Below are 21,705 nucleotides of genomic sequence, written 5' to 3'. Positions count from 1 at the left end.
AAGTGGAAAACTATTCCCTATTCCCTAAGGCCTTAATTTTCGCTAAAATACTTCAATATAATTAAAATCACAAATATGAGGTTATAATATGTCAACACCATTGGAAAACTATCTTGCTGCCACAAACGGTAAGCCAAATGCCGCTATGTGTGCCTATGTTGCAAATCTTCAGCAGGTTGCTGCAGTTGGTCCAGATATCGCTGCAAGCATTGTAAACGAACTTGAAAATCAGAGAAGCCACCTTAAACTGGTTGCCAGCGAAAACTATTGTTCGCTCAACGTTCAGGCTGCTATGGGAAACCTTCTTACTGATAAATACGCTGAAGGATATCCTGAGCACCGCTACTACGGCGGCTGTGTAAATATTGACGCTGTTGAAAATACTGCTGCCCGCGAAGCTGAGGCTCTTTTTGGTGCTGACTACGCTTATGTTCAGCCTCACTCTGGTGCTGATACTAACCTCGTAGCTTACTGGGCAATCTTGAGTGCAAAGGTTGAAACACCTACTCTCGAAGAACTTGGTGTAAAATCTTTGAACGACCTTACAGACGAGCAGTTCGACGCTCTCCGCAAGAAGTTCGGAAATCAGAAGCTTATGGGTCTGGACTACTCTTGTGGTGGACACCTTACTCACGGATATAAAATGAACGTATCGGCTCGTATGTTTGAATCACACCCATACGGAGTTGATAAGGAAACAGGATTGCTTGACTACGACGCAATCGAAAAGCAGGCTATGGAAGTAAAACCTCTCATTCTTTTGACTGGTTTCTCTGCTTACCCACGCAAAATCAACTTCAAGCGCTTCCGCGAAATTGCAGATAAGTGCGGAGCAGTTCTCATGGTAGATATGGCTCACTTCGCAGGTCTCGTTGCCGGAAAAGTATTCACTGGTGACTACGATCCAGTAAAATGGGCTGACATCGTAACAACTACAACTCATAAAACTCTTCGTGGACCTCGTGGTGCTATGATTCTTTGTAAGAAAGAATTTGCAGACTACGTAAACAAGGGATGTCCTATGGTACTCGGTGGACCTCTCGGACACGTAATGGCTGCAAAGGCAATCGCTTTCAAAGAGGCACGCACACCAGCTTATCAGGCTTGGGCACAGCAGGTTGTAAAGAACGCACAGGCTCTTGCTGAAGGCTGTAAGTCACACAACATCCCTCTCCAGACTGGTGGAACAGACAACCACCTTATGCTTTGTGATGTAACTGTTTACGGTCTTACAGGAAAACAGGCAGAAGCAGCCCTCTTCAAGTGCGGTGTAACTGCTAACGCAAACGCTCTTCCATACGACAAGAACGGTGCATGGTGGACATCTGGTATCCGTATCGGAACTCCAGGTCTTACAACACTTGGCATGAATGAAGCTGATATGAAGGAAGTTGCAGACATCATCGACTTCGTTCTCAAGAACACAAAGCCAGGAGTTACAAAAGAAGGAAAGCCAGCTAAGGGTAAAATCGAAATCAGCGACGATACAGTTGCTGCAGCCCGCGAGCGCGTAAACAAGCTCCTCGGTGCACACGTTCTCTACCCAGAACTTGACCTTGAGTTCTTGAAGAAAGAATTTGTAAAATAAACAACTTTTATAAATCTACGGGGACAGAAAAAGGAACTTTTGTTTCATTTCTATCCCCGTATTTTTTTTAACGAATATCAACTTTTTCAGGTCTATTCCCACCAATCTGATAATATGGTAGAATAACTCATCATTATGAAAAAAAAGGTTTTGTGGGCCGTCATTACAACCATTCTTTCTGTACTGACTATTTACACCCTCTTTTACAACAGCGGACTTTCTCTTACCGAGCTATGGCAGGATATTAAAGAAGCCTCTCCTTTATGGCTTGTACCTGCTGCCCTTTGTATGCTGGGATTTATCTTTTTTGAAGGACGTTCACTTGTTTTAATTTTACGAACCCTTGGATATCCTGCAAAAAAACGACGTGGCTTCTTATATGCTTCAGCTGACATTTACTTTTCATCAATTACACCTTCAGCAACTGGAGGACAGCCGGCCAGTGCTTACTTTATGCATAAAGATGGTGTTACTGCAGTTGAAGTTACAGTTTCTCTGATTTTAAACCTTACAATGTACACTCTCGCAATCATCACACTCGGTTTAATTTCTCTGATTTTCTTCCCTAGAATTTTTATTGATTTTCCCCTTCCCTGCAAAATAATGATTTTAATCGGTATTCTTGCAATGGGATTACTTACAGCATTCTTTATTATTCTGTTGAAAAAACAGAGTATTCTTTTGAAGTTCGGTAATCTGATTATCAAAATCATTCATAAGCTTCATTTCAAAAATACAGCAGAAAGATTTAAGCTTAAACTCGATACAATGATCGAAAACTATAACGAATGTGTTATAACTCTTGCAGGTAAAAAAAGACTGCTGGTAAAAACATATCTTCTTAATCTTATGCAGAGAACTGCACAGATTCTTGTTACAGTTTTCTGTTATTATGCTATGCACGGAAATCTTGCCAACGGTCTCAAGATTTTTGTAATTCAGACTTATATTGTAATGGGATCTAACTTTATTCCAGTCCCGGGTGCCGTTGGAATTTCAGAATTCCTTATGTATTTAGGTTATTCAATGCTTTTAAGTGAAGAAGGCGCATATACCCTTGCAATTCTTAGTAGAGGTATATCATTCTATACTTGTAGCATTATCAGTATTTTTACTGTAATATTAGGATATATAATGATTCGTTTAAGATCAAATAAACGAAAAAAAGAGGGAATAAAATGATTGGATACTATGATTACACTGTAGTTCTTACTTATCTTTCTATGCTTTCAGCCACTAGCGGAATCATGCTTTGTCTAAATGATATTGGACATCCATATCTTGGAATGTTCTTTTTGATGTTCTGCGGTCTTTGCGATGCTTTTGATGGCAAGGTTGCCCGCACAAAGAAAAATCGTACCGAACAGATGAAGCAATTCGGTATTCAAATTGATTCTCTTTCTGATCTTGTTGCTTTTGGCGTTTTACCTGCCTGTATCGGAATTGCAATGCTTAGAAGCAGCATTGAGTTTTCAATTTTCCCTGACTTTAAATTCCTTCATCTTGCCGATAAATCAGCTATCATAAAAATTGTTCTTACAGTAATTGCTGTTTTCTATGCACTTGCTGCAATGATTCGTCTTGCCTTCTTTAATGTCCTTGAAGAAGAAAGACAGAAAACTGAAGGCGGCGGAGTTAATAAAACCTATCTTGGACTTCCTGTTACAAGTGCCGCTCTGGTTTTCCCAACTATTCTTTTAATTCATATTTTCTGCAGCGCAGATCTTACCCTTTTATATTTTATTTTCCTTGCAATCGTAGGTTTTCTTTTTGTATCAAGAATTGAAATTAAAAAGCCAACTACAAAGGGTGTTTTAATTATGATTGCAGTAGGTCTTATTGAAGCAATTGCACTTGCATTTGTTTTCATTGTAATGAAGAAGTAGTAATTGAATTATGGATTCCCTTACCTTCCTGTATAAGACAATTCCCGGAAGAATTTTTCTTAAACTTCTTACAACCCGAGCTGTTTCAAAAACAGCCGGGGCATTTCTTGATTCCCGCTGCTCAGCATTTTTAATAAAAAGTTTTGTACAGAAAAACGGAATCAATCTCGATGATTACCAGACAGACGGAATAAAAACTTTCAACCAGTTTTTCAGACGAAAGATAAAGAACGACCGTCGTCCATATGATATGGAAGAATCTCATCTTGCAGCACCATGCGACGGATTACTTTCTGTATGGAATATTAAAGCTGACACTGTAATTCCTGTAAAACAGTCTCAATATACCATACAAAGTCTTTTAAAAGATGAAAATCTTGCTTCTGAATATAAAGACGGACTCTGTCTTGTATTCCGTCTTTGCGTAGATAACTATCACAGATATGCATATGCAGACAGCGGAAAAAAAGGACCGAATATTTTTATCCCTGGCGTTCTTCATACAGTACGTCCAATAGCACTTGAAGACTCTCCTGTTTTTACTGAAAACTGCCGTGAATACACTGTAATTGAAAACTCTGTTTTCGGAAAACTTGTTCAGATGGAAGTTGGAGCAATGCTTGTAGGCAGAATTGTGAATCTTGAAGGAGAAGGAACTGCTGTCCGTGGAAAAGAAAAAGGTTTCTTTGAATACGGCGGATCAACAATTATTGTTCTTTTGAAAAAAGATGCTGCTGTTATAAACGAAAATATTCTAAAGAACTCTGCCGCAGGTATAGAAACCCCTGTAAAAATGGGCGAACAGATTGGTATTAAGGCATAAAAAATGGCACATTAAAAAATCAATGTCATTAAGTTAACATTGACCAATTAAGGGATTAACCAAAGAATCAACAAGAGCGATTGAGGTATTTATATCTTCAATCGTTCTTTTTTTATTTCTGAGCATCACAACAAGACAGACGAAAGTCTGCCGCAAAAAGTATTCAATTAAGTATAATTATGCTACTCTATACAAGAAACCATGAAAAATCTTTGTAGTCAGATTTCGAGTGCGATGTCGTTCTGGCCGTATCGGTATAAGATTTCTTGCAATTATGGTTTCCAGATTGGGTGGTGATGCTCTTTCATAGAAGAAGAGTCTGCACATATGGACGGCAACTGAGAAGTTTGCTTTATATGTATGCTTTCTTTGTTTTTTAGCAATGACTACATGCGAGGTAATCATTTCAGAAAAGTTATACATAATCAGATGTGCATAGATTTCTTGATGGATGCACATCACCTTTTTTGAATGAAAATCAAGCATCCCTAATGTATACTTTAAATCTCGGAAAGATGTTTCAATTCCCCAACGGGCAGCGTATAGTCGCTTTAACTCTGTCGCTGGATACGCGTCTTTGTCAAGGTTCGTGAGTACTGTTTCGTAACTCTCAGTTCCTATTTCGAAACGGACCACCCTGAACTTTAATTCATAAAATATAACAGGATCTGCTTTTCTTGTTTTCTCCGGTAAATAATCGAAACTTGCGTTATGGGGGATAAATCGATATTTATTTTTATCTTTCATAAGTTCCTTTATTTCATTGGTTTGTTTTCGTACAAGCTTCAAGCAAATATCAACATCAAATTCATTCTCTTCAGGGAGTAGCAATCCGTCCTTTATGCCAGCTTTTCCATCTTTTACACGTATCAAAAAGAACCATCCTTTTTCCTGTATATGAGCCATGTTGTTATAAGATTCATATCCCCTGTCTGCGATGACTAAGGCCTTCTGTATGTCTGATTTATCAACCATTTCTTACAATGCCATATGTTCATTCCCACTCATACGCCCTTGTATTCTTGAATCAACATAAATATGTTGTTCAAGATCATAAAGGGCGTTTAAATGAATTAGGTTGTAAGGCTTCTGACCATTTGCCCCTGGAAAATAGGTATCTTCATCATCTGGATTAGTTGCGATTTGAATATCAGAACCATCTACTGCCAATAATCTTAATTGGCAAGATTGCTCGGTTATCTTTTCTGTGAACCCTGCCAATATATCCCTGAAGGCTTCAGGCTTGATTTTGCTCCGTTGTTGGACAAAAGCAGAGGCGGAGGGCATTTCAGGGTCATTATTAAAGATGTCAATCAACTCATTTGTAAGTCCCTTGCTACCCATTCCGATAATACTTTCCACGACTTTTTTAAAAGAGAGTTTTCGTTCTCGTGAAAAATCACGCCCTGGATTTGAACAATACTTATCAGAAGCATTTGCAACAGTTTCAATTTCCGACATTAATAGCTTTTTAATGTGTTTTGGTTTCATATAAGCACCTCCTTGCAATTAACTCTTGCTAATTACAAGGGCCGCTTTCGCTACCTCTCTATTCGATCAGTAGCGAAAGCGGCCGCACATTTTGTCGCTCGTGTCAAGTGTTAAAAAAAAGACCCCTATACCATTTCTGATATAGGAATCTATGTTTGTTATTTTAACTTAATGACATTGAGCCGTGGCTAGCCTTTTTTATGTAATAGGAAATTCCTCTGGAATCTCCTATTACATAAAAAACAAGCTGCGCTTGTAAGATGTGTCTCGCCTGCATATGTACTTAATTGCTTTCAGCAATTGCAGGCTCGCACTGCGGGAGTTTCGCATAGCGAAACTCTATCTTGTTGAATCCTTGACAGGGAAGAAATCCTATGATATTACATACTACGTCAGACATACTATGGCAGTCGAGTATAGAAATCGGAATATGTTTTATTAATAGGGGAGAGAAAGATGAAGAAGATAATAGGCCGTGTCACAGGTGTTATTTTGGCAGGGATTGTCCTGTTTATTACTATATTTGCTGTTTATCAGCATTTGAATATGCATGGAGCTCTTAAGCAGCTTAGAACAGAAGGCTATGAAAATCGAGTTTCAGTGGGTGATTATTCGCTTAATGTGTATCAGTGTGGAAAAGAAAATGGTAATCATAGAATAGTTTGCTTATCGGGATTTATTGATGGTGAAGCTGTCATAGCCTGGCGAGAAATGACAAAAGAAATTGAAAAGAATAATGAATTGTATTTCATCGACAGGGCTGGATATGGCTTGAGTGACGACACTAAAAACGATATGACAGTTGAATATGTTGTTGAGGACTATCGCAAGGCTCTTAAAAATGCCGGCGTGAAGCCTCCATATGTTCTTATAGGCCATTCCTTAGGCGGTATATATTCTACTTATTGGGAAAGCAAATATCCTGATGAAATAGAAGGTGTCGCAATTTTTGATGGCGTACCAGTTTATCCGATTGAAGAGGACCAGTACAGTGCTTGGGACTTCTTCCCTGGTTGGATGCATACAGCTGGTAAATTTGGTCTAATCAACGCTCTGATTAAGCCTATCTGTAATGAGGATGATGACGACAGTACTTTTGCTATCTTGGATGAAAAGCATAGAGATATAGCCTGGAGAGTATTATCTAAGACTATGGGTTCAAATGCCTGTAACTCAGAAGAAAAGCTATTTGGAGACAACATTAGAAAGACTTGGGACACCTTAAAAACGAATGAAATACCTAAAGTATATGTTGCGGCCACAACATATGGAGTAGAAAGTGAAAATCCTGATATAAAAGCAACATATATGGAAAAGCTAGGAAATTGTCAGATGGTAGAGTGCCCTGGATGGCATGAAATATATCTGGATAAACCTGAGAAATGCTCAGATATCCTGGTTAATTTTATTAAGGAAATTAATTGATATAATCACCCTATATAATGATGTGAGTGTCAAAAGTAAATTTTGCTTAGCACAAGCTAAAGCCTGTGTACATACTAAAAACTTCTTTTTAGTCGGTTTTTAGTATGATTTTTTATATCAGTTGAGTGGAAACAAGAATGAAAAAGGCTAGCCGATAGAAAATCAATGTCATTAAGTTAAGATGACAGCCCAAAAGATCTCTATGTCAGAAATGACATAGGGGTCTTTTTTTCTTAAAAGGTATTGACAGATTATCGTAAATGTGTGGCCGCTTTCGCTACTGATGTTTTAAAGGTAGCGAAAGCGGCCCTTGTAATTAAGGAAAACTTGATTGCAAGGAGGTCACATATGAAACCAAAACACATTAAAAAGCTTTTATTATCTGAAATCACTACCACTACTCAAAACATGTTGGATTATGTTGTTAATCCCAAAGTAGATTTCACTAGGAATCGTAAGCTTCCATTCGAAAAAATAGTCAGAGCTATCATCGAGATGGAAAGCAAGAGTATAACCAATGAGATGATTGATATCTTCCATGATGTCAGTTCATTGCCATCTGCCTCGGCTTTTGTTCAGCAAAGACAAAAGATTAAGCCCGAATTTTTTAGAGACATCTTTAAAGGGTTTACAAATAAACTACAAAATCATTCGCATTCTGATTTAACTATTCTTGCAGTTGATGGTTCTGATATTCAAATTCCAACTAATTCTGAAGATAAAAAATCTTATTATCCCAGTGTTAATGGACAAAAGCCCTACAATTTGTTGCATTTAAATGCACTCTATAATCTAGAAAATCATTTATATACTGATGTAGTACTTCAAGGAAAGCATGATGCAAATGAGCACTCTGCATTGCAAGAGATGGTAGATAGATCGCCTATTCCCAAAGCATTAGTAATTGCTGATAGAGGATACGAATCTTATCACAGTATGGCACATATCCAAGAAAAAGGTTGGTATTATCTCATAAGGATTAAGGATGGTACACGAGGAATTAAGAATGGATTAGACCTACCTGATGAAGAAGAATTTGATGTAAATATTGATTTAAAACTTACGCGTAAACAAACAAAGGAAATGAAGGAATTATTTTTGAAGGACAAGAATCACTACAAATTGATTGCACATTCACATCCGTTTGATTATCTCCCAACAAAGCTAAGGAAAAAGGATTCAGTAGCCTTTTATGAGCTTAAATTTAGAATCGTACGATTCAAGATTACTGAAGACACATATGAAACCGTAATTACTAACTTGGACGCTAAGGAATATACGCCAACAAATTTAAAAAAGTTATATGCAGCCAGATGGGGGATAGAAACTTCATTTAGAGATTTAAAATATACTATTGGAATGCTAGATTTTCATTCAAAAAAGGTGATGTGTATTCAGCAAGAAATATACGCACATCTGATAATGTATAACTTTGCGGAAATGATTACCTCGCACGTAGTCATTGAAAAAAAGCAAAGAAAATATACATACAAAGCGAACTTTACCGTTGCTGCTCATGTCTGCAGACTATTCTTGCGTGAAAAAACGACATCACCTAATTTAGAAACTATAATAGCTAGAAATATAATTCCAGTTAGACCTAATAGGCATCGTAAACGAATACTGACAGGAAAAGTATTTCATAGTTTCTTATATAGAGTAGCATAAATAATCAAAATAAAACATGATTAGTAGGTGGATTTTAGATCCGCCTGTTTGTTATGCCTAAAAAGGAAGAAACGGGAATGAAGGTTATCATCTTCATTCCCGTTTCTCTCATCCAAAGCATTATCCCAATGTTAACTTAATGACATTGATTAAAAAATGTGCCGTTTTTTTTCAGAATGTATTCTGGAATAATTTATTTTTTAACAATAATTAACCACGAGATTTAGATGAGTAAAAATATTTACCATCTTCTTTTGTAATTGTAACTAAACTATGTCCATTAATATAATGATAAGTATCACTTTCCCAGCCTTTTTCAATGATTCTTACATTTCCATTATCATTTTCTACAAACAATTTGAATCTTCCTGATTTTGATAAAAACGGCTGATCTGAAGCACCTGATTTTAGAGTAACAATACCAGTTCGGCGAGTTTCTCCTTCTGCTACATCATCTGGATCTTCTTCAAAAATGACAGTAATTGTTTCGTTAGTATTATTTGTTACATAAATATTATCGTAGTCGGTTAATTCCTGACCAACCTGTTTCATTGCTTTTGCCATAGCAATAAATTCACAACTTGAAAATAAAACTGCAACTCCCAAAACCATGGCGATTAAACCAAATCTCTTTTTCATATTTTACCTCTTCTATGAAAATATAATATTAAGATGAGAAAATAACTGAATAAAAACATTTTGTCAACATCAAAATTTATAAAAATTTATTATATGTTACATTATTGATTATTCACTAAAATTCCGGCTCACAAACAATATGCAGTAATTCTCCACTTGTTGGATGGCAGAAAGTAATTTCAGCCGCATGAAGCATAAGCCGTTCATCGTCCCTGCACTCTCCATACAAGCTATCTCCAACAATCGGGATACCTAGTCCACCGCGTTCTACAGAACAACTCGAAGCAAGTCTCAGCTGATGAGTCCTGCCGGTAAGTGGAGAAAACTCAATACGAGTTACTGTCTTTTCCCCGGAACCAGTTTGAAATTTTTCAATCCCCAGTTTTTTCCATTCTGTAATTCCAAGTTTACCGTTTACCTCATCATAAATCTGATGTGGTCTGTTATCTGGATCCAGTCGGAAAGGAAGTTCTGTTCTTCCTTCTGGTTTTCCACGCAAGATTCCATCAAGAAGTGCAATATATTTTTTATGAACCAGTCCTGCTGCAAACTGTTCGTTTAATCTTCTGTGTGATTCGGGATTTAGGGCACAAATCAAAATACCTGAAGTCTCCATATCAAGTCTGTGTACGGCGCACTGCACCGGTGCCTTCGGAAACAAGTTACGTACACGCGATTCTACACAATCCTGCTTGTCCTCGCCCTTCCCGGGAACAGAAAGAAGTCCGCTTTGTTTATTTACAACAACTATATCCTTATCCCGATATAAAATTTCAAGTCCTAAAATTGAAGGAAGAATATAACCACAGCGCTCATCACAAGGAGGATAAGAAATCCCATTCTGTTTGTTTTTTGTATCACGACCAAAATAAACTTCATCCATACTAACTGGTTCAAGTTCATGTGCAAAGGCATAACTTAAAAGCTTTGGAGCACAGCAGTCGCCCGTTCCTGTCGGCGGAAGATGTCCGCCATGTAGTTTGATTATTTCATCAAGAGTTACAGGCTTTCCATCAAAACGTGTAAAAGCATAAAGTGAAAACACATTTTTAAGAGAGGCATCAGTAAGGCAGGTTCGCTGTTCAATAAGCTGTTTTCTTTCAGGAGATGATTTATTAACTAACGTTAATTTGTTAATCTGATCCGTTAATTTATGAATCTGCAAATCATTTTCTTCAAGCGCTTTATCAATTTTATCTGAAGAAACTATAGAAGGAACAAAGACTGATTTTTCTACAAAAAGATTTTTAAAAGGACGTACAGCTTCAAGCTGTTTATTATTTCCGCTCACAGCATAAAGCACAACCCGATGTCCTGTACCATCTTCATGTTTTTTCCAGCAGACAAGAGCGCCAATCATAACGCCTTGTCCTTTTCGTTCTTCACTTTCCCGCCCGCATTGCTTTAACTGTACATCTCCCCTTTCTATTAAGGAAATGAGCTTCTGGCAGTAATGACGGGCAGATTCCTGCGAAAACGGTGGAAACATTTACAGTGGTACGCCCTATTTAAGATTTCTGATTTCTACTGAGCCGTCTTCTTTTGAAATGAAAACAATCGGCTTATTCTGAGTAAAGAGACCTGTCTCTACAACTCCAACAATAGAATTGATTTTTGCTTCCATCTCAGGAACGTTTATAGGTTCTTTCCATGTACAGTCAAGGATCTGATTTCCATTGTCTGTAATTACAGGACCAGCTTTTCGAACACCTTCACGAAGAACAGCTGTAGCACCAAGAGCACTAAGAGCATTCATTACAGGTACGCGTGCATCACCGATAATTTCTACAGGAACCGGGAACTTAGTACCGATTGTCTGTACCGCTTTTGAAGAATCAGCTATTACAACAAAGATCTTTGCATTATATTCAACAATCTTTTCACGAACATGAGCAGCACCGCCACCCTTAATACAGTTACAGTCCGGATCAACCTCATCTGCACCATCAATTGCAAGATCAAGCTGACCTCCAATTGCTCTGTCGTTCATTGAATAAACAGGAATTCCATAATCCTGGCAGGCATTCTGTGTCTGAAAACTTGTAACTACAGCTTTTATATCTTTAAGTTTTCCACTTGCAATGTGTTCAGCAAGACGTTTTACTGCAGGCATAGCTGTTGAACCTGTACCAAGACCAATCTTCATACCGCTGAAAATAAGACCTTTTTCAATAAGGGTATCAACGGCTGTATTAGCCACCAAAGTTTTTTGTTCTGATTGTGATAAAGACATAGCGGTTATAACCTCCTACAATAATAACCGTAATTGTTTTATTTTTTTTCTTCGTAGTTCAGACCAGTAAACAGCTTAAACTGTTCATAGGCCTGATATTCAAGCATCTTATAACCATTACATACTCTACAGCCTGCCAGAGCAGCTCTCTTCATTACAGGGGTTGTAGACGGCTCATAAACAATATCAAAAAGAAGTTCATTGCCGCGGAAATCATAAAAATAAATCGGATCATTTTCCGCACTGCTTGGACCTTCTGAATTCATACCCACCGAAGTAGTCTGCACGATAAGTGTAGAATATTCATCCAGCTTTGCCATACAATGAGGATCCAGCTGGCAGTAATTAAAGCCATACTTTTCTGCTAACTGGGCTGCGGTTTCCACTGTACGATTAAAAATACAAACTCTCGCTCCCATCTGCTTAAGAACATAAACAATTGCCTTAGCTGCACCACCTGCACCAATTACAGCAACTTTCTTGTGTTTGATTTTTACAGGGCCAAGAAATTCTTCAAGAGCACGTCGGAAACCAGGAGCATCAGTATTGTAACCAAGCCATTTATTATTCTTTCGTACAATAGTATTACAAGCTCCAATCTGAGCAACCTCTGGTGACTGCTCATGAATATAATACATTACAGATTCTTTATGAGGAATTGTAACGGAAAGTCCCTTTACTCCAATACCCTCACAGAAAGAAAGAGTATCAGAGATCAGCTGAGAACGATATGGAATATAAACAGCATTTAGTTTTTTAGCTTCGTAACCTTTATTATGAATTTCAGGACTCGAAGTTTTTAATAGTGGCCAGCCTGCAATTCCATAAAGAGAAGTATCCTGATTTATAGATTTGAAATGATACATCTCATTGATTGTCACAGGATCAATATGTCCAATAGCTTTTGTATTTTCTAAAACTTCTTCCGGAGATACATAAGTAAGGAACGAATTAGTTCTGCTTGCAAGTAAACGAGAAGGAAAACCTTCTGCTCCCATAGCACAGAGAATATGCTCATACTGAGTCATACTCTCACCTTCTTTCAAAAGATTTAATACATCAGAAAGAGAATGAGGCATGAAGGCAATTTTTGGAATTTCATAACCGGTTTTACGCATAATGTCGCAGCGTTCACGGATATTCAGGATCGGTTCTTTCATACTATGGCAGCTTCTGATAATACGAACACCAAAAGCCATAGCCGCATCCTGAATACTTGGAATATGATAATCTTCTTCAAAATCTACAAAGGCAAAGTTTTTTGATTTATCTGGATTTGCAAAAGCAAGGGCACGTGCAAAAAGATTTGTACGTGCAAAATCACCACCAGTAAACTGACCGCCGTCAATGTCTCGGCGGATTGTAAGAATACACGGCTGATATATCATTGCTGGAAAACGGCGGGCGCTTAACTGTTCATCTTCATTAAGATGATCAACCCGCAGCTCAACCATATCAATATATTTTTCATACTTTTTTACAAGCTTAAGATCCTCTTCGAGAGTCTTACCGGTAAGGGTCATACATATCAGCGGCTGGTTCATGACTTTTCCTTAATTAACTGTCTTTTTTGAAACTACTTTATTTACAACTGTAAGTTCGAGGGTTGTTCCCTTTGGAACTGCATATGGTACGGTAACCATTCCACCCGGATGATTAAAACTGAGAAGAGTATAAGAATTACCCTCAGCAGGATAAGCTTCAATCTTCATTGGAACTGGATATGGATAATCTGCAACCTTTTCCTGATAGATACCATAAATGTTATCGTTATATTCACCAGAAGGAAGAGCCATTTCAACAGCAACACGAGTATAATTTGGAACAAACTCGTCATCGAATGCCTGCTGATCAACAACAGTTCCCGGCTTTTCATCATCAGAAGCCTTGTGTGAAGTAATATCAAATACAAGCTTGCTTCTTGTAATAATCTGAAGAAGGTCGTTAACGCTCTGACCAATAAGGTAAGGAGCCTTAGTATTTTCGTAGTTAGGTCCACGGCTTACAACAAGCTGAACTGTAACAGGTTCAGAAATTTTTGTACCAGCAGGTGGATCCTGTTCGAGAATTGTTCCGGCATCAGATGCATCAGGTTTATACTCTGGTTCTGCAAGTACGATAAGAGGTTTAGTCTGTCCGGCAAACAAAGTCTGAAGCTTCATGCGAAGATCTTCAATATTCATACCGGTATATTCATCAACCTTATCAACAATTACACCACGGCTTACAACAAGAGAAACACGGCTGTAGCCTTTTACGATTGCACCTGCATCCGGAGACTGATCAAGAATAGTTCCTTCATCTCCAGGAAGGTCTGAATAACGCAGACTGATTTTTGAATAAAGTTCCTTTACCTGCATCTCTAAAAGTGCATCTTCAAGATTCTTTCCTACAACATTTGGAACAAGAACCTTTTCCGGGCCCTTAACATTTACAAAGAAAATAGCAAATGCTGCAAAACACATAAGTGCAAATGCACAAAGACAGATTCCAAGAAAAGCCGGAATACTTGTCTGAAATTTATCATAAGATTCAGAAAACTTTATGCTTATATGCGGCTTCTTTTTGAATATATTCTTGATTTTAGAAGATTTAGATTCATTTTCGTTTTCGTAATCTTTGTTGTCGTCCATAATTTCCTCTATATATTAAACCAGCACGGTACCGATAAAGTTTCTAGCACCGTTCATAAAACTTTTATAATCCATAGCGTTTTTACCCTGACGCTGCAGTTTCTTTACAGCAAGGATTCCATCGCCTGTTTTTATTAGAATACCGTCCCTCTTGGAAAATTCCAAGACAGTACCGGCAGTACCTTCAAATGTTCCGGAAAATACACTAGCCTCAAGAATTCTCAAAGGTAAGTCATTTTCCATACACCAGCAGCCTGGCTCAGGATAGTAAGCACGGATCTTTGCTTCAATAACTTCCGCACTTTCATTCCAGTTTATACGGCCATCTTCTTTTGTAATAATACCAGTATAAGAAGCTTCTCCAGACTGATGACGTCCCTCAGGGAGTTTGCCTTCTGAATTACATTTTTTGATTACTTCAAGAATTAGTTTTGCACCTTCCTCTGCACTGTAATTCAAAAGTGATTCTCCAGTTTCTGTTCCGTTTAATTCAACAACAGTCTGCTCAAGAATATCACCCTCGTCCATTTTCAAACCGAGAGTCTGAATTGTAACGGCAGTCTGTTTATCGCGATTCAATATAGCTGCAGGAACAGGGGTACAGCCACGATATTTAGGCAGTAAAGAAGGATGAAGATTTATACCGCCGAACGGAAAAAGCTCCAGGAACTTTGGTCCAAAGATATGTCCGTAAGCAAAGCAGACAAGAAGATCTGCCTTAAGCGGACGTACAGCATTGCGGGCTTCTCCATCAAGATGAGCAGGAGTAAGAACAGGAATTCCCTGAGACTCAGCAAAAGCCGCAACCGGAGTTGGAATTAAATCCTTATGACGGCCCTTTGCTGTAGGTGGATTTGAAAGTACACCTGCAATTTCAAAGCCGCTTTCGCTCTGTGCGCTATTGAGAATCTCAAGTGTTTTCTTTGCCGCTTCCGGACTTCCTGCAAATAAAATCCTGATCATTCGTTTTGCCTTACGTTATTTATTTTACTTTTTTTGCTTCTTTTGCAGCAAGTTTTGCTGCAATCTTGCGGGCCTTAGCTTCCTTTTCGCGGGCTTTTTCAGCAGCGCGTTCTGCACGCTTTTTGAACTGAGCTTCAGTCTTTTCTGCAAAAGCCTTATCACCACGGTCAATATAAAGAATACCGTCAAGGTGATCATATTCATGCTGGATGATGCGGGCAAGAAGTCCGTCTGCATCAAGAGTAAACGGACGTCCCTTTTCATTCAAAGCCTGAACAGTTACGCGAACAGGACGTGTAATTGATTCATAAACCTGAGGAATACTCAGACAGCCCTCTTCATAATCTGCAACTTCTTCAGAAGTTTTGATAATCTGAGGATTTATGAAAACACGTTTTACATCATCATCAGCCATAGCAACAAACATTCTGATGCTCTTGCCAATCTGAGGAGCTGCAAGTCCAACACCATCAGCATCAACCATAGTTTCAAGCATGTCGTTTGCAAGCTGTCTGATTTCGTCATTTACTTCAGCAACAGGTTCTGCCTTCTGACGAAGAACCTCTTCACCAAGCTTTGTTATATTTAAAATCATTTTTCACCTCTGATACGTGCAGCACGTGCGTGTCCTGCAAGACCTTCAGAATCTCCAAGATAGCCAGCTGCAGCTGTAGACTTAAGAGTTCCAGGCTTACCCTTTTCAGCTCTGAGAGTTGTTACAGTCTTAAGGAACATTCTTACGCTGAGTCCGCCTGTGTAGTGAGCTGCTCCAGAAGTTGGAAGTGTGTGGTTCAATCCACCTGCATAATCACCAAGAACTTCTGCAGAATAGTGACCTACAAACAGAGAACCGTAATTATGAACAGCCTTTTCAATCTTATCTCGAACAGCGCCCTTATCCATTGCAAGCTCAAGGTGTTCTGGAGCTTTCATGTTTGCAATTTCAACAGCATCTTCTATTTTATCAACAATTATAATTTTTCCGTAAGTATCAATACTCTGGCGGGCAATTGCCTTAGTTGTAAGAGTTTCAAGCTGATTTTCAATAGACTCACTTACCTTAGAAGCAAAATCCATATCATCTGTAACAAGAACAGGCTGTGCAACAATATCGTGTTCAGCCTGTGCAAGAAGGTCAGCTGCAACCCATTCAGGATTAGCAGACTTATCAGCAATAATCATAACTTCTGTAGGACCAGCCATAAAGTCAATTCCAACTGCGCCAAAAACAGAAGCCTTTGCAGCAGCAACAAATTTATTACCAGGTCCAACAATTACATCAACCTTAGGAATGCTTTCTGTACCAAAAGCCATTGCACCGATAGCCTGAGAACCACCAACTGCATAAAGGTGATTTACACCACAGATATAAGCAGCAGCCATAATTCCTTCATCAGCATAAGGCTTACCGCCAACATATGCTTTACCAGGAATTCCGCTTCCTGTCTTTCCGGCAGCAACTTTGTCATCCGGGTGAACGCGTGGAGGTGTACACATAATTACATTTGGAACACCGGCAGCAACAGCTGGAGTAACAGTCATAATTACAGTTGAAACCAGAGGGAAACGTCCGGCAGGAACATAACAGCCCGCTGTATCAACAGGAATTGTTTTCTGGCCTGTAAAAAGACCTGGCTCAAGTTCTTCTTCAAAATCCTTGAATGATTTTTTCTGAAGCTTTGCAAAGCGAAGTGCAAGGTCGTGTGAATATACAATAGCGTCGTAAACATCGCGCTTTTCAATTCTGAGTTTTTCAGCAGCAGCCTTAAGCTCCTCCTGAGGAACTTCAAAAGTACCAGGAACTGCAACATCAAACTTCTGACCATAAAGACGAAGTGCTGCATCTCCACGTTTTACAACCTCTTCAAGAACAGAGGTTACTACTTCATTTGTTTCACCGAAGGAACGGCCCTTAAAAAACTCAGGCTCTAAATCGTTATATTTTTGTATCTGTATCATACTAAGTAATCTCCTTTAAAGTCGGCAAGCACAGCTTGCCTCTGAGCCATTCTTTCGATGAACCTAAACTGGCCCGCTGTCGCAACCCAGTTTTTAACGGTTCTTCGATTTTAGGCTTATTTCTCCTTGTGACGTCTGTCCAGCTCGTCGTAAACGTCCTTCCAGGTTACGCCTTCCTTGTACAACAGTACATTTACAAAATAGATGAGGTCTGCGGCTTCCCAGATTACCTCATCGCGGCCGTCTGCTTCACAAAGCTCTTCTGCTTCTTCTTCAACCTTTTCGCGTACACGCTTAGCATCAAGAGTAGCTGTGTAACTGCCAGGTTTTGGATTAGCAAAACGGTCTGCAATAATATTATAAAGTCTGCCCATGCTTGATTTTTCGCCAGGGTCAGTTGTAAAACAGGTCCAGCTTCCGGTATGACAGGAAGGTCCTGTAGGAAGTACAGTTGCAAGAATACAGTCGCGGTCACAATCAGCACGCATGCGAACCAACTGAAGGAAATTTCCGCTTGTGTCACCCTTAGTCCAGAGTTCGTTACGAGAACGGCTCCAGAAAGTGAGTTTTCCGCATTCAAAACTCTTACGGATTGCTTCTTCATTTGCATAAGCCTGCATAAGAACGTCACCGTTTACACTCTGTGCAATTACAGGAATGAGAGGTGTCTTTTCAAAATCAAGACAGGCAACAAAAGAATCTGTAAGATTTACTTTATTTGTATAAAGAGCCATACCAAGCTGTACATCACAATGAAGTTTTTCAAGCTCTTTGATTTCTTCAACAGAAGAGATTCCACCGGCAGCTACTACGCGGCAATGGACTGCGCTACGGAGTTCACGAACATAATCCATGTTAGTTCCCTGCATACAGCCTTCTTTTTCAACACAGGTAAAAAGAAGTTCAGAACAGAATTTTTCAGCCTGCTTTGCACCTTCAATCAAAGGAATATCAACAGTTTCGGTCCAGCCCTTTACGGCAATTTTTCCGTTTATTGCATCTACAGAAATGATGATTCTGTCTTTTCCGATTGCAGCTGCAAGTTCGTTCAAAAAGTCTTCATTCAAAACTGACTCGCCAGGCTGAGGATTAGTTTTCCATGCGCTTGAACCGATAATAACTTTTTCTGCACCAAGACTGATGAGCTCACGTGCGCGTTTAACTGTGCGGATTCCACCGCCGGTACGAACGTTTCCATGATGGAGAAGTGATTTTAAAAGCGGGGTATTAACAGTATTACCCTTTGCATCAACATTTCCTAAAGCTGCATCCAAATCAATAACTGCAACTTCGCCATACATGTCAAACTGGCTGATAAGTGCGTCAGCGTCATCACGCTGCAAAACCAGTTCCTTGCCGTTCTTAAGCTGAACGACATGTCCGTTTTTCAAATCAATAGAAGCTATTACCATATTGGGCATTTTAGCAAATTTTCAGACTTTATACAAACAAATAATATATAGAAGATATATGTTAAAGATTGGCGCTAAAAAAAAGACTGCCGGGAAAGGAGGAAAACGGCAGTCTTTAATTCTGGAGGTATTTGCATCAATTAGTATTGCTTTGGTGTTCACTAATATAACCACTCCCCCTAAAGGAAGTTACAGGAATTATAAAAATATTTCTTTTTTTATTTGTTTTTTCGCGCCGTTGTGATAGTATTACTATCATGAGTAAGGTAGAAATAAAAGACAGATTTTATGTAAATGGAGAGCCACTCCAGATTCTTTCAGGTGCAATTCATTATTTCCGCGTAGTACCAGAATACTGGCGGGACCGTCTGGAAAAACTCAAGAATATGGGCTGTAATACAGTTGAAACTTATATCCCATGGAATTTTCATGAGCCAAAGAAAGGTGTTTTTGAATGGGATGGCATTCATGATTTCTGTAAGTTCATTGAGATTGCTCAGGAACTCGGCCTTTATCTTATTATTCGCCCTTCCCCTTATATCTGTGCAGAATGGGAATGGGGAGGCCTTCCTTCATGGCTTTTAGCTGAACCTGGAATGAAACTCCGCTGTTCGTATGAACCTTACCTTAAGCATATTACAGATTACTATAATCAGCTGATTCCAAAGCTTGTTCCATATCAGATTGATAATGGCGGGCAAATCATTCTTATTCAGGTTGAAAATGAATACGGTTATTATGGTGATGATACTGCTTATCTTCAGTATCTTGCAGACCTTATGAGAAAACTTGGAATTACAGTGCCTTTTGTTACTTCTGATGGTCCGTGGTTCAAAAATATTTTTACCGCAGGCCAGCTTGAGGGTGCCTTGCCAACCGGAAACTTTGGATCTGGCTGTGAGTGGCAGTTCAAGAATATGAAAAAAATGATGCCGGAAAATCTCCCGCTTATGAATATGGAATTCTGGGCAGGCTGGTTTGATGCATGGGGAAACAAAAAGAAAAAAGCCTCAAAATTGCCAATTAACAAACTCGATTATGATTACGTTGTGAAAAACGGCCATAACATAAACATTTACATGTTCCATGGCGGCACAAATTTCGGCTTTATGAACGGATCAAATTATTACGGTAAACTCACACCAGATACTACTTCTTATGATTATGATGCACCACTAAGCGAAGATGGAAAGCTGACAAAAAAATATTTTACTTTCCGTAACATCATAAAAAACCGAAAAGGAGATGCAGCCGTACCAGATATTAACTTCTCAACAAAAATTGAAAGCCGCGCCTTCGGTAAAATCAGCTGGACAGAAAAAGCAAATTTATTTGAAAACCTCGAATGTATCTCCAGCCCGCTTCACTCAATCTGCCCTCTTTCCATGGAAGAAGCAGGACAATCTACCGGCTATATTTTATACCGCACAAATATGAAGGATGATGTTGCCGCAAAAGAACTGATTTTCAAAAAGTGCGCAGACCGTGTTCACGCCTTTGCAAACGGAAATAAAGTATTTACCGCCTTTGACAAAGAGATTTGCAGTGAACAGAAAGGACACTGGCCGCTGACTTTTAAAGAAGGCAAAAACTGGAAAATAAACAGCGAACCAGGCGCACAGCTGGACTTCCTTGTAGAAAACATGGGCCGCGTAAATTTCGGTCATAAACTCGAAGAGCAGAAAAAAGGCATTTATGAAGAAATTCTGATTAACACACACTGCCACTATAACTGGAATATCTTTACCCTGCCTTTAGACGAAGCACAGATGACAGAGCTTAAGAATAAAGGAAAGTGGACAACAAGCGCAGACAGCAACGCAGCTCAGCACCCGGAAAATCCCGCTTTCTTCCGCTTCAACTTTGACCTCTCCCTCACCGACGGCGTTTATTCAGACACCTATCTTGATTTTGCAGGCTGGGGAAAAGGCTGCGTATTTGTAAACGGTTTTAATATCGGCCGCTTTTGGGAAATCGGACCGCAGAAAACCCTTTATATTCCAGGCCCACTCCTCAAAAACGGTAAAAATGAAATCATCATTTTTGAAACAGAAGGAAAACGAAATAACTCAATTATCCTTTGCGATAAAATGAAATGGATGAAATAAAACACTGCTATTATTGCCGTGCTTGACACGGCAAACTATATTTGCACAATTATTGAAGATATGAGACTTATATTTATCCGCCACGGCGATCCTGATTACATACATGATGACCTTACAGAAAAAGGAAAACGCGAAGTCGCACTGCTTACAAAACGCGTATGCTCCTGGAAAAACATTACAGCTTTTTACCAGTCTCCATTAGGGCGCGCAAAAGCAACAGCCGCACCAAGCCTTAAAGCCCTTAAACGAAAAGCAAAGACCTGTTCATGGCTTCAGGAATTCAAATATAAAACACGCATGACAGAAAACTATCCGAATAAAAAATGGGCAGGAAAAGATGTTATGTGCTGGGATCTGCTTCCGGAGTTTTTTACTTCTGATAAAGACTTTTTCGATAAAGACCACTGGTATGATTCAAAATTCATGAAAAGCGGAAATATCGAAAAATACTACAAAGAAGTCTGCGATGGAATAGACGGAATTTTAGCTGAATACGGCTACACCCGAAACAATAAAAACTTTTATGATGTTGCAAAACCTGTTCCAAACCATAACTGGAACGAACCGATAGAACGATATCACTTAACCTCTGTAAAAGATGATTACCCTGAAGAGCCTACTCTCGTTTTCTTCTGTCATCTTGGAGTAATGTTTACTATTATTGCACACCTTACAGGACTTTCTCCAATGCAGTTGTGGCAAGGATTTTACGTTGCCCCTACTTCAATCACGATCTTGAACAGCGAAGAGAGACTCGCCGGCCAGGCCTGGTTCCGCGTTGAAAGGCTTGGTGATACAAATCATCTTACAAATGGTGGAGAACCAATAAGTTCCAGCGGTTATTTCGCAGAAGTTTTCAGAGAATAGCCTTTCTTTT

Annotated in this window: 19 protein-coding genes; 8 read left to right on the top strand and 11 right to left on the bottom strand. The window is 39.1% G+C overall.

The genetic code is table 11. The features are described from left to right. The first annotated feature begins 88 nt into the window (after positions 1 to 88). The 4 genes from BMY21_RS00640 to BMY21_RS00625 all read left to right on the top strand — a co-directional run bounded on the left by BMY21_RS00640 (position 89) and on the right by BMY21_RS00625 (position 4,297). Entirely contained in the window at positions 89 to 1,588 is a 1,500-nt protein-coding gene (locus BMY21_RS00640; RefSeq protein ID WP_074639940.1) for a glycine hydroxymethyltransferase, read from the top strand. Between the two features lie 135 nt (positions 1,589 to 1,723). Then, positions 1,724 to 2,770: a lysylphosphatidylglycerol synthase transmembrane domain-containing protein gene (locus tag BMY21_RS00635; protein WP_074639938.1), complete on the top strand. Its 1,047-nt coding sequence runs from the start codon at positions 1,724 to 1,726 to the stop codon at positions 2,768 to 2,770. Continuing rightward, positions 2,767 to 3,474, top strand: coding sequence for a CDP-alcohol phosphatidyltransferase family protein (locus BMY21_RS00630; protein ID WP_074639936.1), 708 nt, complete (start codon positions 2,767 to 2,769; stop codon positions 3,472 to 3,474). Before BMY21_RS00635 ends, BMY21_RS00630 begins: the two co-directional genes overlap by 4 nt. Positions 3,475 to 3,484: 10 nt before the next feature. Beyond that, positions 3,485 to 4,297, top strand: a complete 813-nt coding sequence (locus BMY21_RS00625; RefSeq protein ID WP_074639934.1) for a phosphatidylserine decarboxylase — start codon at positions 3,485 to 3,487, stop codon at positions 4,295 to 4,297. Between the two features lie 177 nt (positions 4,298 to 4,474). Here BMY21_RS00625 and BMY21_RS15930 read toward each other — a convergent pair whose 3' ends face one another. Both BMY21_RS15930 and BMY21_RS15925 read right to left on the bottom strand, forming a co-directional pair. Further along, on the bottom strand, positions 4,475 to 5,272 hold the full coding sequence (locus tag BMY21_RS15930; protein WP_218141017.1) for an IS4 family transposase: 798 nt from the start codon (positions 5,270 to 5,272) through the stop codon (positions 4,475 to 4,477). Positions 5,273 to 5,275: 3 nt separating this feature from the next. Beyond that, a complete protein-coding gene (locus BMY21_RS15925) occupies positions 5,276 to 5,788 on the bottom strand; it encodes a hypothetical protein (RefSeq protein WP_051563075.1) in 513 nt (170 codons plus the stop codon). A gap of 456 nt (positions 5,789 to 6,244) precedes the next feature. Between BMY21_RS15925 and BMY21_RS00615 the strand changes: the two genes are divergently transcribed. After that, positions 6,245 to 7,213, top strand: coding sequence for an alpha/beta fold hydrolase (locus BMY21_RS00615; protein ID WP_026512991.1), 969 nt, complete (start codon positions 6,245 to 6,247; stop codon positions 7,211 to 7,213). A gap of 348 nt (positions 7,214 to 7,561) precedes the next feature. After that, positions 7,562 to 8,881: an IS4 family transposase gene (locus tag BMY21_RS00610; protein WP_026655762.1), complete on the top strand. Its 1,320-nt coding sequence runs from the start codon at positions 7,562 to 7,564 to the stop codon at positions 8,879 to 8,881. A 210-nt stretch (positions 8,882 to 9,091) separates the two neighbouring features. Here the strand turns inward: BMY21_RS00610 and BMY21_RS00605 are convergent, their stop codons facing one another. The 9 genes from BMY21_RS00605 to hisIE all read right to left on the bottom strand — a co-directional run bounded on the left by BMY21_RS00605 (position 9,092) and on the right by hisIE (position 18,720). Beyond that, positions 9,092 to 9,520: a hypothetical protein gene (locus BMY21_RS00605; RefSeq protein WP_074639932.1), complete on the bottom strand. Its 429-nt coding sequence runs from the start codon at positions 9,518 to 9,520 to the stop codon at positions 9,092 to 9,094. 115 nt (positions 9,521 to 9,635) lie between these two features. Beyond that, positions 9,636 to 11,009, bottom strand: a complete 1,374-nt coding sequence (locus BMY21_RS00600) for an RluA family pseudouridine synthase (protein WP_074639930.1) — start codon at positions 11,007 to 11,009, stop codon at positions 9,636 to 9,638. Positions 11,010 to 11,024: 15 nt separating this feature from the next. Continuing rightward, entirely contained in the window at positions 11,025 to 11,753 is a 729-nt protein-coding gene (rpiA, locus tag BMY21_RS00595; RefSeq protein WP_074639928.1) for a ribose-5-phosphate isomerase RpiA, read from the bottom strand. A gap of 38 nt (positions 11,754 to 11,791) precedes the next feature. Continuing rightward, the gene (locus tag BMY21_RS00590; protein ID WP_074639926.1) at positions 11,792 to 13,297 is read right to left on the bottom strand and encodes a type I 3-dehydroquinate dehydratase; all 1,506 of its coding nucleotides are present in this window, start codon (positions 13,295 to 13,297) and stop codon (positions 11,792 to 11,794) included. A 9-nt stretch (positions 13,298 to 13,306) separates the two neighbouring features. Continuing rightward, complete coding sequence (locus BMY21_RS00585) at positions 13,307 to 14,386, bottom strand: PASTA domain-containing protein (RefSeq protein WP_074639924.1); 1,080 nt, start codon at positions 14,384 to 14,386, stop codon at positions 13,307 to 13,309. Positions 14,387 to 14,401: 15 nt separating this feature from the next. Then, the gene (gene fmt / locus BMY21_RS00580; RefSeq protein ID WP_177177690.1) at positions 14,402 to 15,349 is read right to left on the bottom strand and encodes a methionyl-tRNA formyltransferase; all 948 of its coding nucleotides are present in this window, start codon (positions 15,347 to 15,349) and stop codon (positions 14,402 to 14,404) included. 19 nt (positions 15,350 to 15,368) lie between these two features. Continuing rightward, a complete protein-coding gene (gene def, locus BMY21_RS00575; RefSeq protein WP_074639922.1) occupies positions 15,369 to 15,944 on the bottom strand; it encodes a peptide deformylase in 576 nt (191 codons plus the stop codon). Then, positions 15,941 to 17,308 (bottom strand): histidinol dehydrogenase, encoded by a 1,368-nt coding sequence (gene hisD, locus BMY21_RS00570; RefSeq protein WP_074639920.1) that lies wholly within the window; start codon positions 17,306 to 17,308, stop codon positions 15,941 to 15,943. The genes def and hisD overlap by 4 nt, the downstream gene beginning before the upstream one ends. Before the next feature lie 116 nt (positions 17,309 to 17,424). Then, positions 17,425 to 18,720 carry a bifunctional phosphoribosyl-AMP cyclohydrolase/phosphoribosyl-ATP diphosphatase HisIE gene (gene hisIE, locus BMY21_RS00565; protein ID WP_074639918.1) on the bottom strand — a complete coding sequence of 432 codons (1,296 nt, stop codon included), beginning with the start codon at positions 18,718 to 18,720 and terminating at the stop codon, positions 17,425 to 17,427. Positions 18,721 to 18,977: 257 nt separating this feature from the next. On the opposite strand from hisIE, the gene BMY21_RS00555 reads away from it, so the two are divergent. Beyond that, positions 18,978 to 20,828 (top strand): glycoside hydrolase family 35 protein, encoded by a 1,851-nt coding sequence (locus BMY21_RS00555; RefSeq protein WP_074639914.1) that lies wholly within the window; start codon positions 18,978 to 18,980, stop codon positions 20,826 to 20,828. A 60-nt stretch (positions 20,829 to 20,888) separates the two neighbouring features. Next, on the top strand, positions 20,889 to 21,695 hold the full coding sequence (locus tag BMY21_RS00550) for a histidine phosphatase family protein (RefSeq protein ID WP_074640872.1): 807 nt from the start codon (positions 20,889 to 20,891) through the stop codon (positions 21,693 to 21,695). Positions 21,696 to 21,705: the final 10 nt, after the last annotated feature.

Origin of the sequence: Treponema bryantii (assembly GCF_900111035.1) — a bacterium.
In the GTDB taxonomy this organism is placed as follows: domain Bacteria; phylum Spirochaetota; class Spirochaetia; order Treponematales; family Treponemataceae; genus Treponema_D; species Treponema_D bryantii_C.
The sequence above is the reverse complement of the archived record's forward strand: the minus strand, read 5'-3'. Positions and strand labels throughout refer to the sequence as shown.

Bases quoted from the DNA above. Each gene is read 5' to 3' on its own strand.
- BMY21_RS00640 (WP_074639940.1), top strand. From the start codon at position 89: ATGTCAACACCATTGGAAAACTATCTTGCTGCCACAAACGGTAAGCCA.
- BMY21_RS00635 (WP_074639938.1), top strand. From the start codon at position 1,724: ATGAAAAAAAAGGTTTTGTGGGCCGTCATTACAACCATTCTTTCTGTA.
- BMY21_RS00630 (WP_074639936.1), top strand. From the start codon at position 2,767: ATGATTGGATACTATGATTACACTGTAGTTCTTACTTATCTTTCTATG.
- BMY21_RS00625 (WP_074639934.1), top strand. From the start codon at position 3,485: ATGGATTCCCTTACCTTCCTGTATAAGACAATTCCCGGAAGAATTTTT.
- BMY21_RS15930 (WP_218141017.1), bottom strand. From the start codon at position 5,272: ATGGTTGATAAATCAGACATACAGAAGGCCTTAGTCATCGCAGACAGG.
- BMY21_RS15925 (WP_051563075.1), bottom strand. From the start codon at position 5,788: ATGAAACCAAAACACATTAAAAAGCTATTAATGTCGGAAATTGAAACT.
- BMY21_RS00615 (WP_026512991.1), top strand. From the start codon at position 6,245: ATGAAGAAGATAATAGGCCGTGTCACAGGTGTTATTTTGGCAGGGATT.
- BMY21_RS00610 (WP_026655762.1), top strand. From the start codon at position 7,562: ATGAAACCAAAACACATTAAAAAGCTTTTATTATCTGAAATCACTACC.
- BMY21_RS00605 (WP_074639932.1), bottom strand. From the start codon at position 9,520: ATGAAAAAGAGATTTGGTTTAATCGCCATGGTTTTGGGAGTTGCAGTT.
- BMY21_RS00600 (WP_074639930.1), bottom strand. From the start codon at position 11,009: ATGTTTCCACCGTTTTCGCAGGAATCTGCCCGTCATTACTGCCAGAAG.
- rpiA (WP_074639928.1), bottom strand. From the start codon at position 11,753: ATGTCTTTATCACAATCAGAACAAAAAACTTTGGTGGCTAATACAGCC.
- BMY21_RS00590 (WP_074639926.1), bottom strand. From the start codon at position 13,297: ATGAACCAGCCGCTGATATGTATGACCCTTACCGGTAAGACTCTCGAA.
- BMY21_RS00585 (WP_074639924.1), bottom strand. From the start codon at position 14,386: ATGGACGACAACAAAGATTACGAAAACGAAAATGAATCTAAATCTTCT.
- fmt (WP_177177690.1), bottom strand. From the start codon at position 15,349: ATGATCAGGATTTTATTTGCAGGAAGTCCGGAAGCGGCAAAGAAAACA.
- def (WP_074639922.1), bottom strand. From the start codon at position 15,944: ATGATTTTAAATATAACAAAGCTTGGTGAAGAGGTTCTTCGTCAGAAG.
- hisD (WP_074639920.1), bottom strand. From the start codon at position 17,308: ATGATACAGATACAAAAATATAACGATTTAGAGCCTGAGTTTTTTAAG.
- hisIE (WP_074639918.1), bottom strand. From the start codon at position 18,720: ATGGTAATAGCTTCTATTGATTTGAAAAACGGACATGTCGTTCAGCTT.
- BMY21_RS00555 (WP_074639914.1), top strand. From the start codon at position 18,978: ATGAGTAAGGTAGAAATAAAAGACAGATTTTATGTAAATGGAGAGCCA.
- BMY21_RS00550 (WP_074640872.1), top strand. From the start codon at position 20,889: ATGAGACTTATATTTATCCGCCACGGCGATCCTGATTACATACATGAT.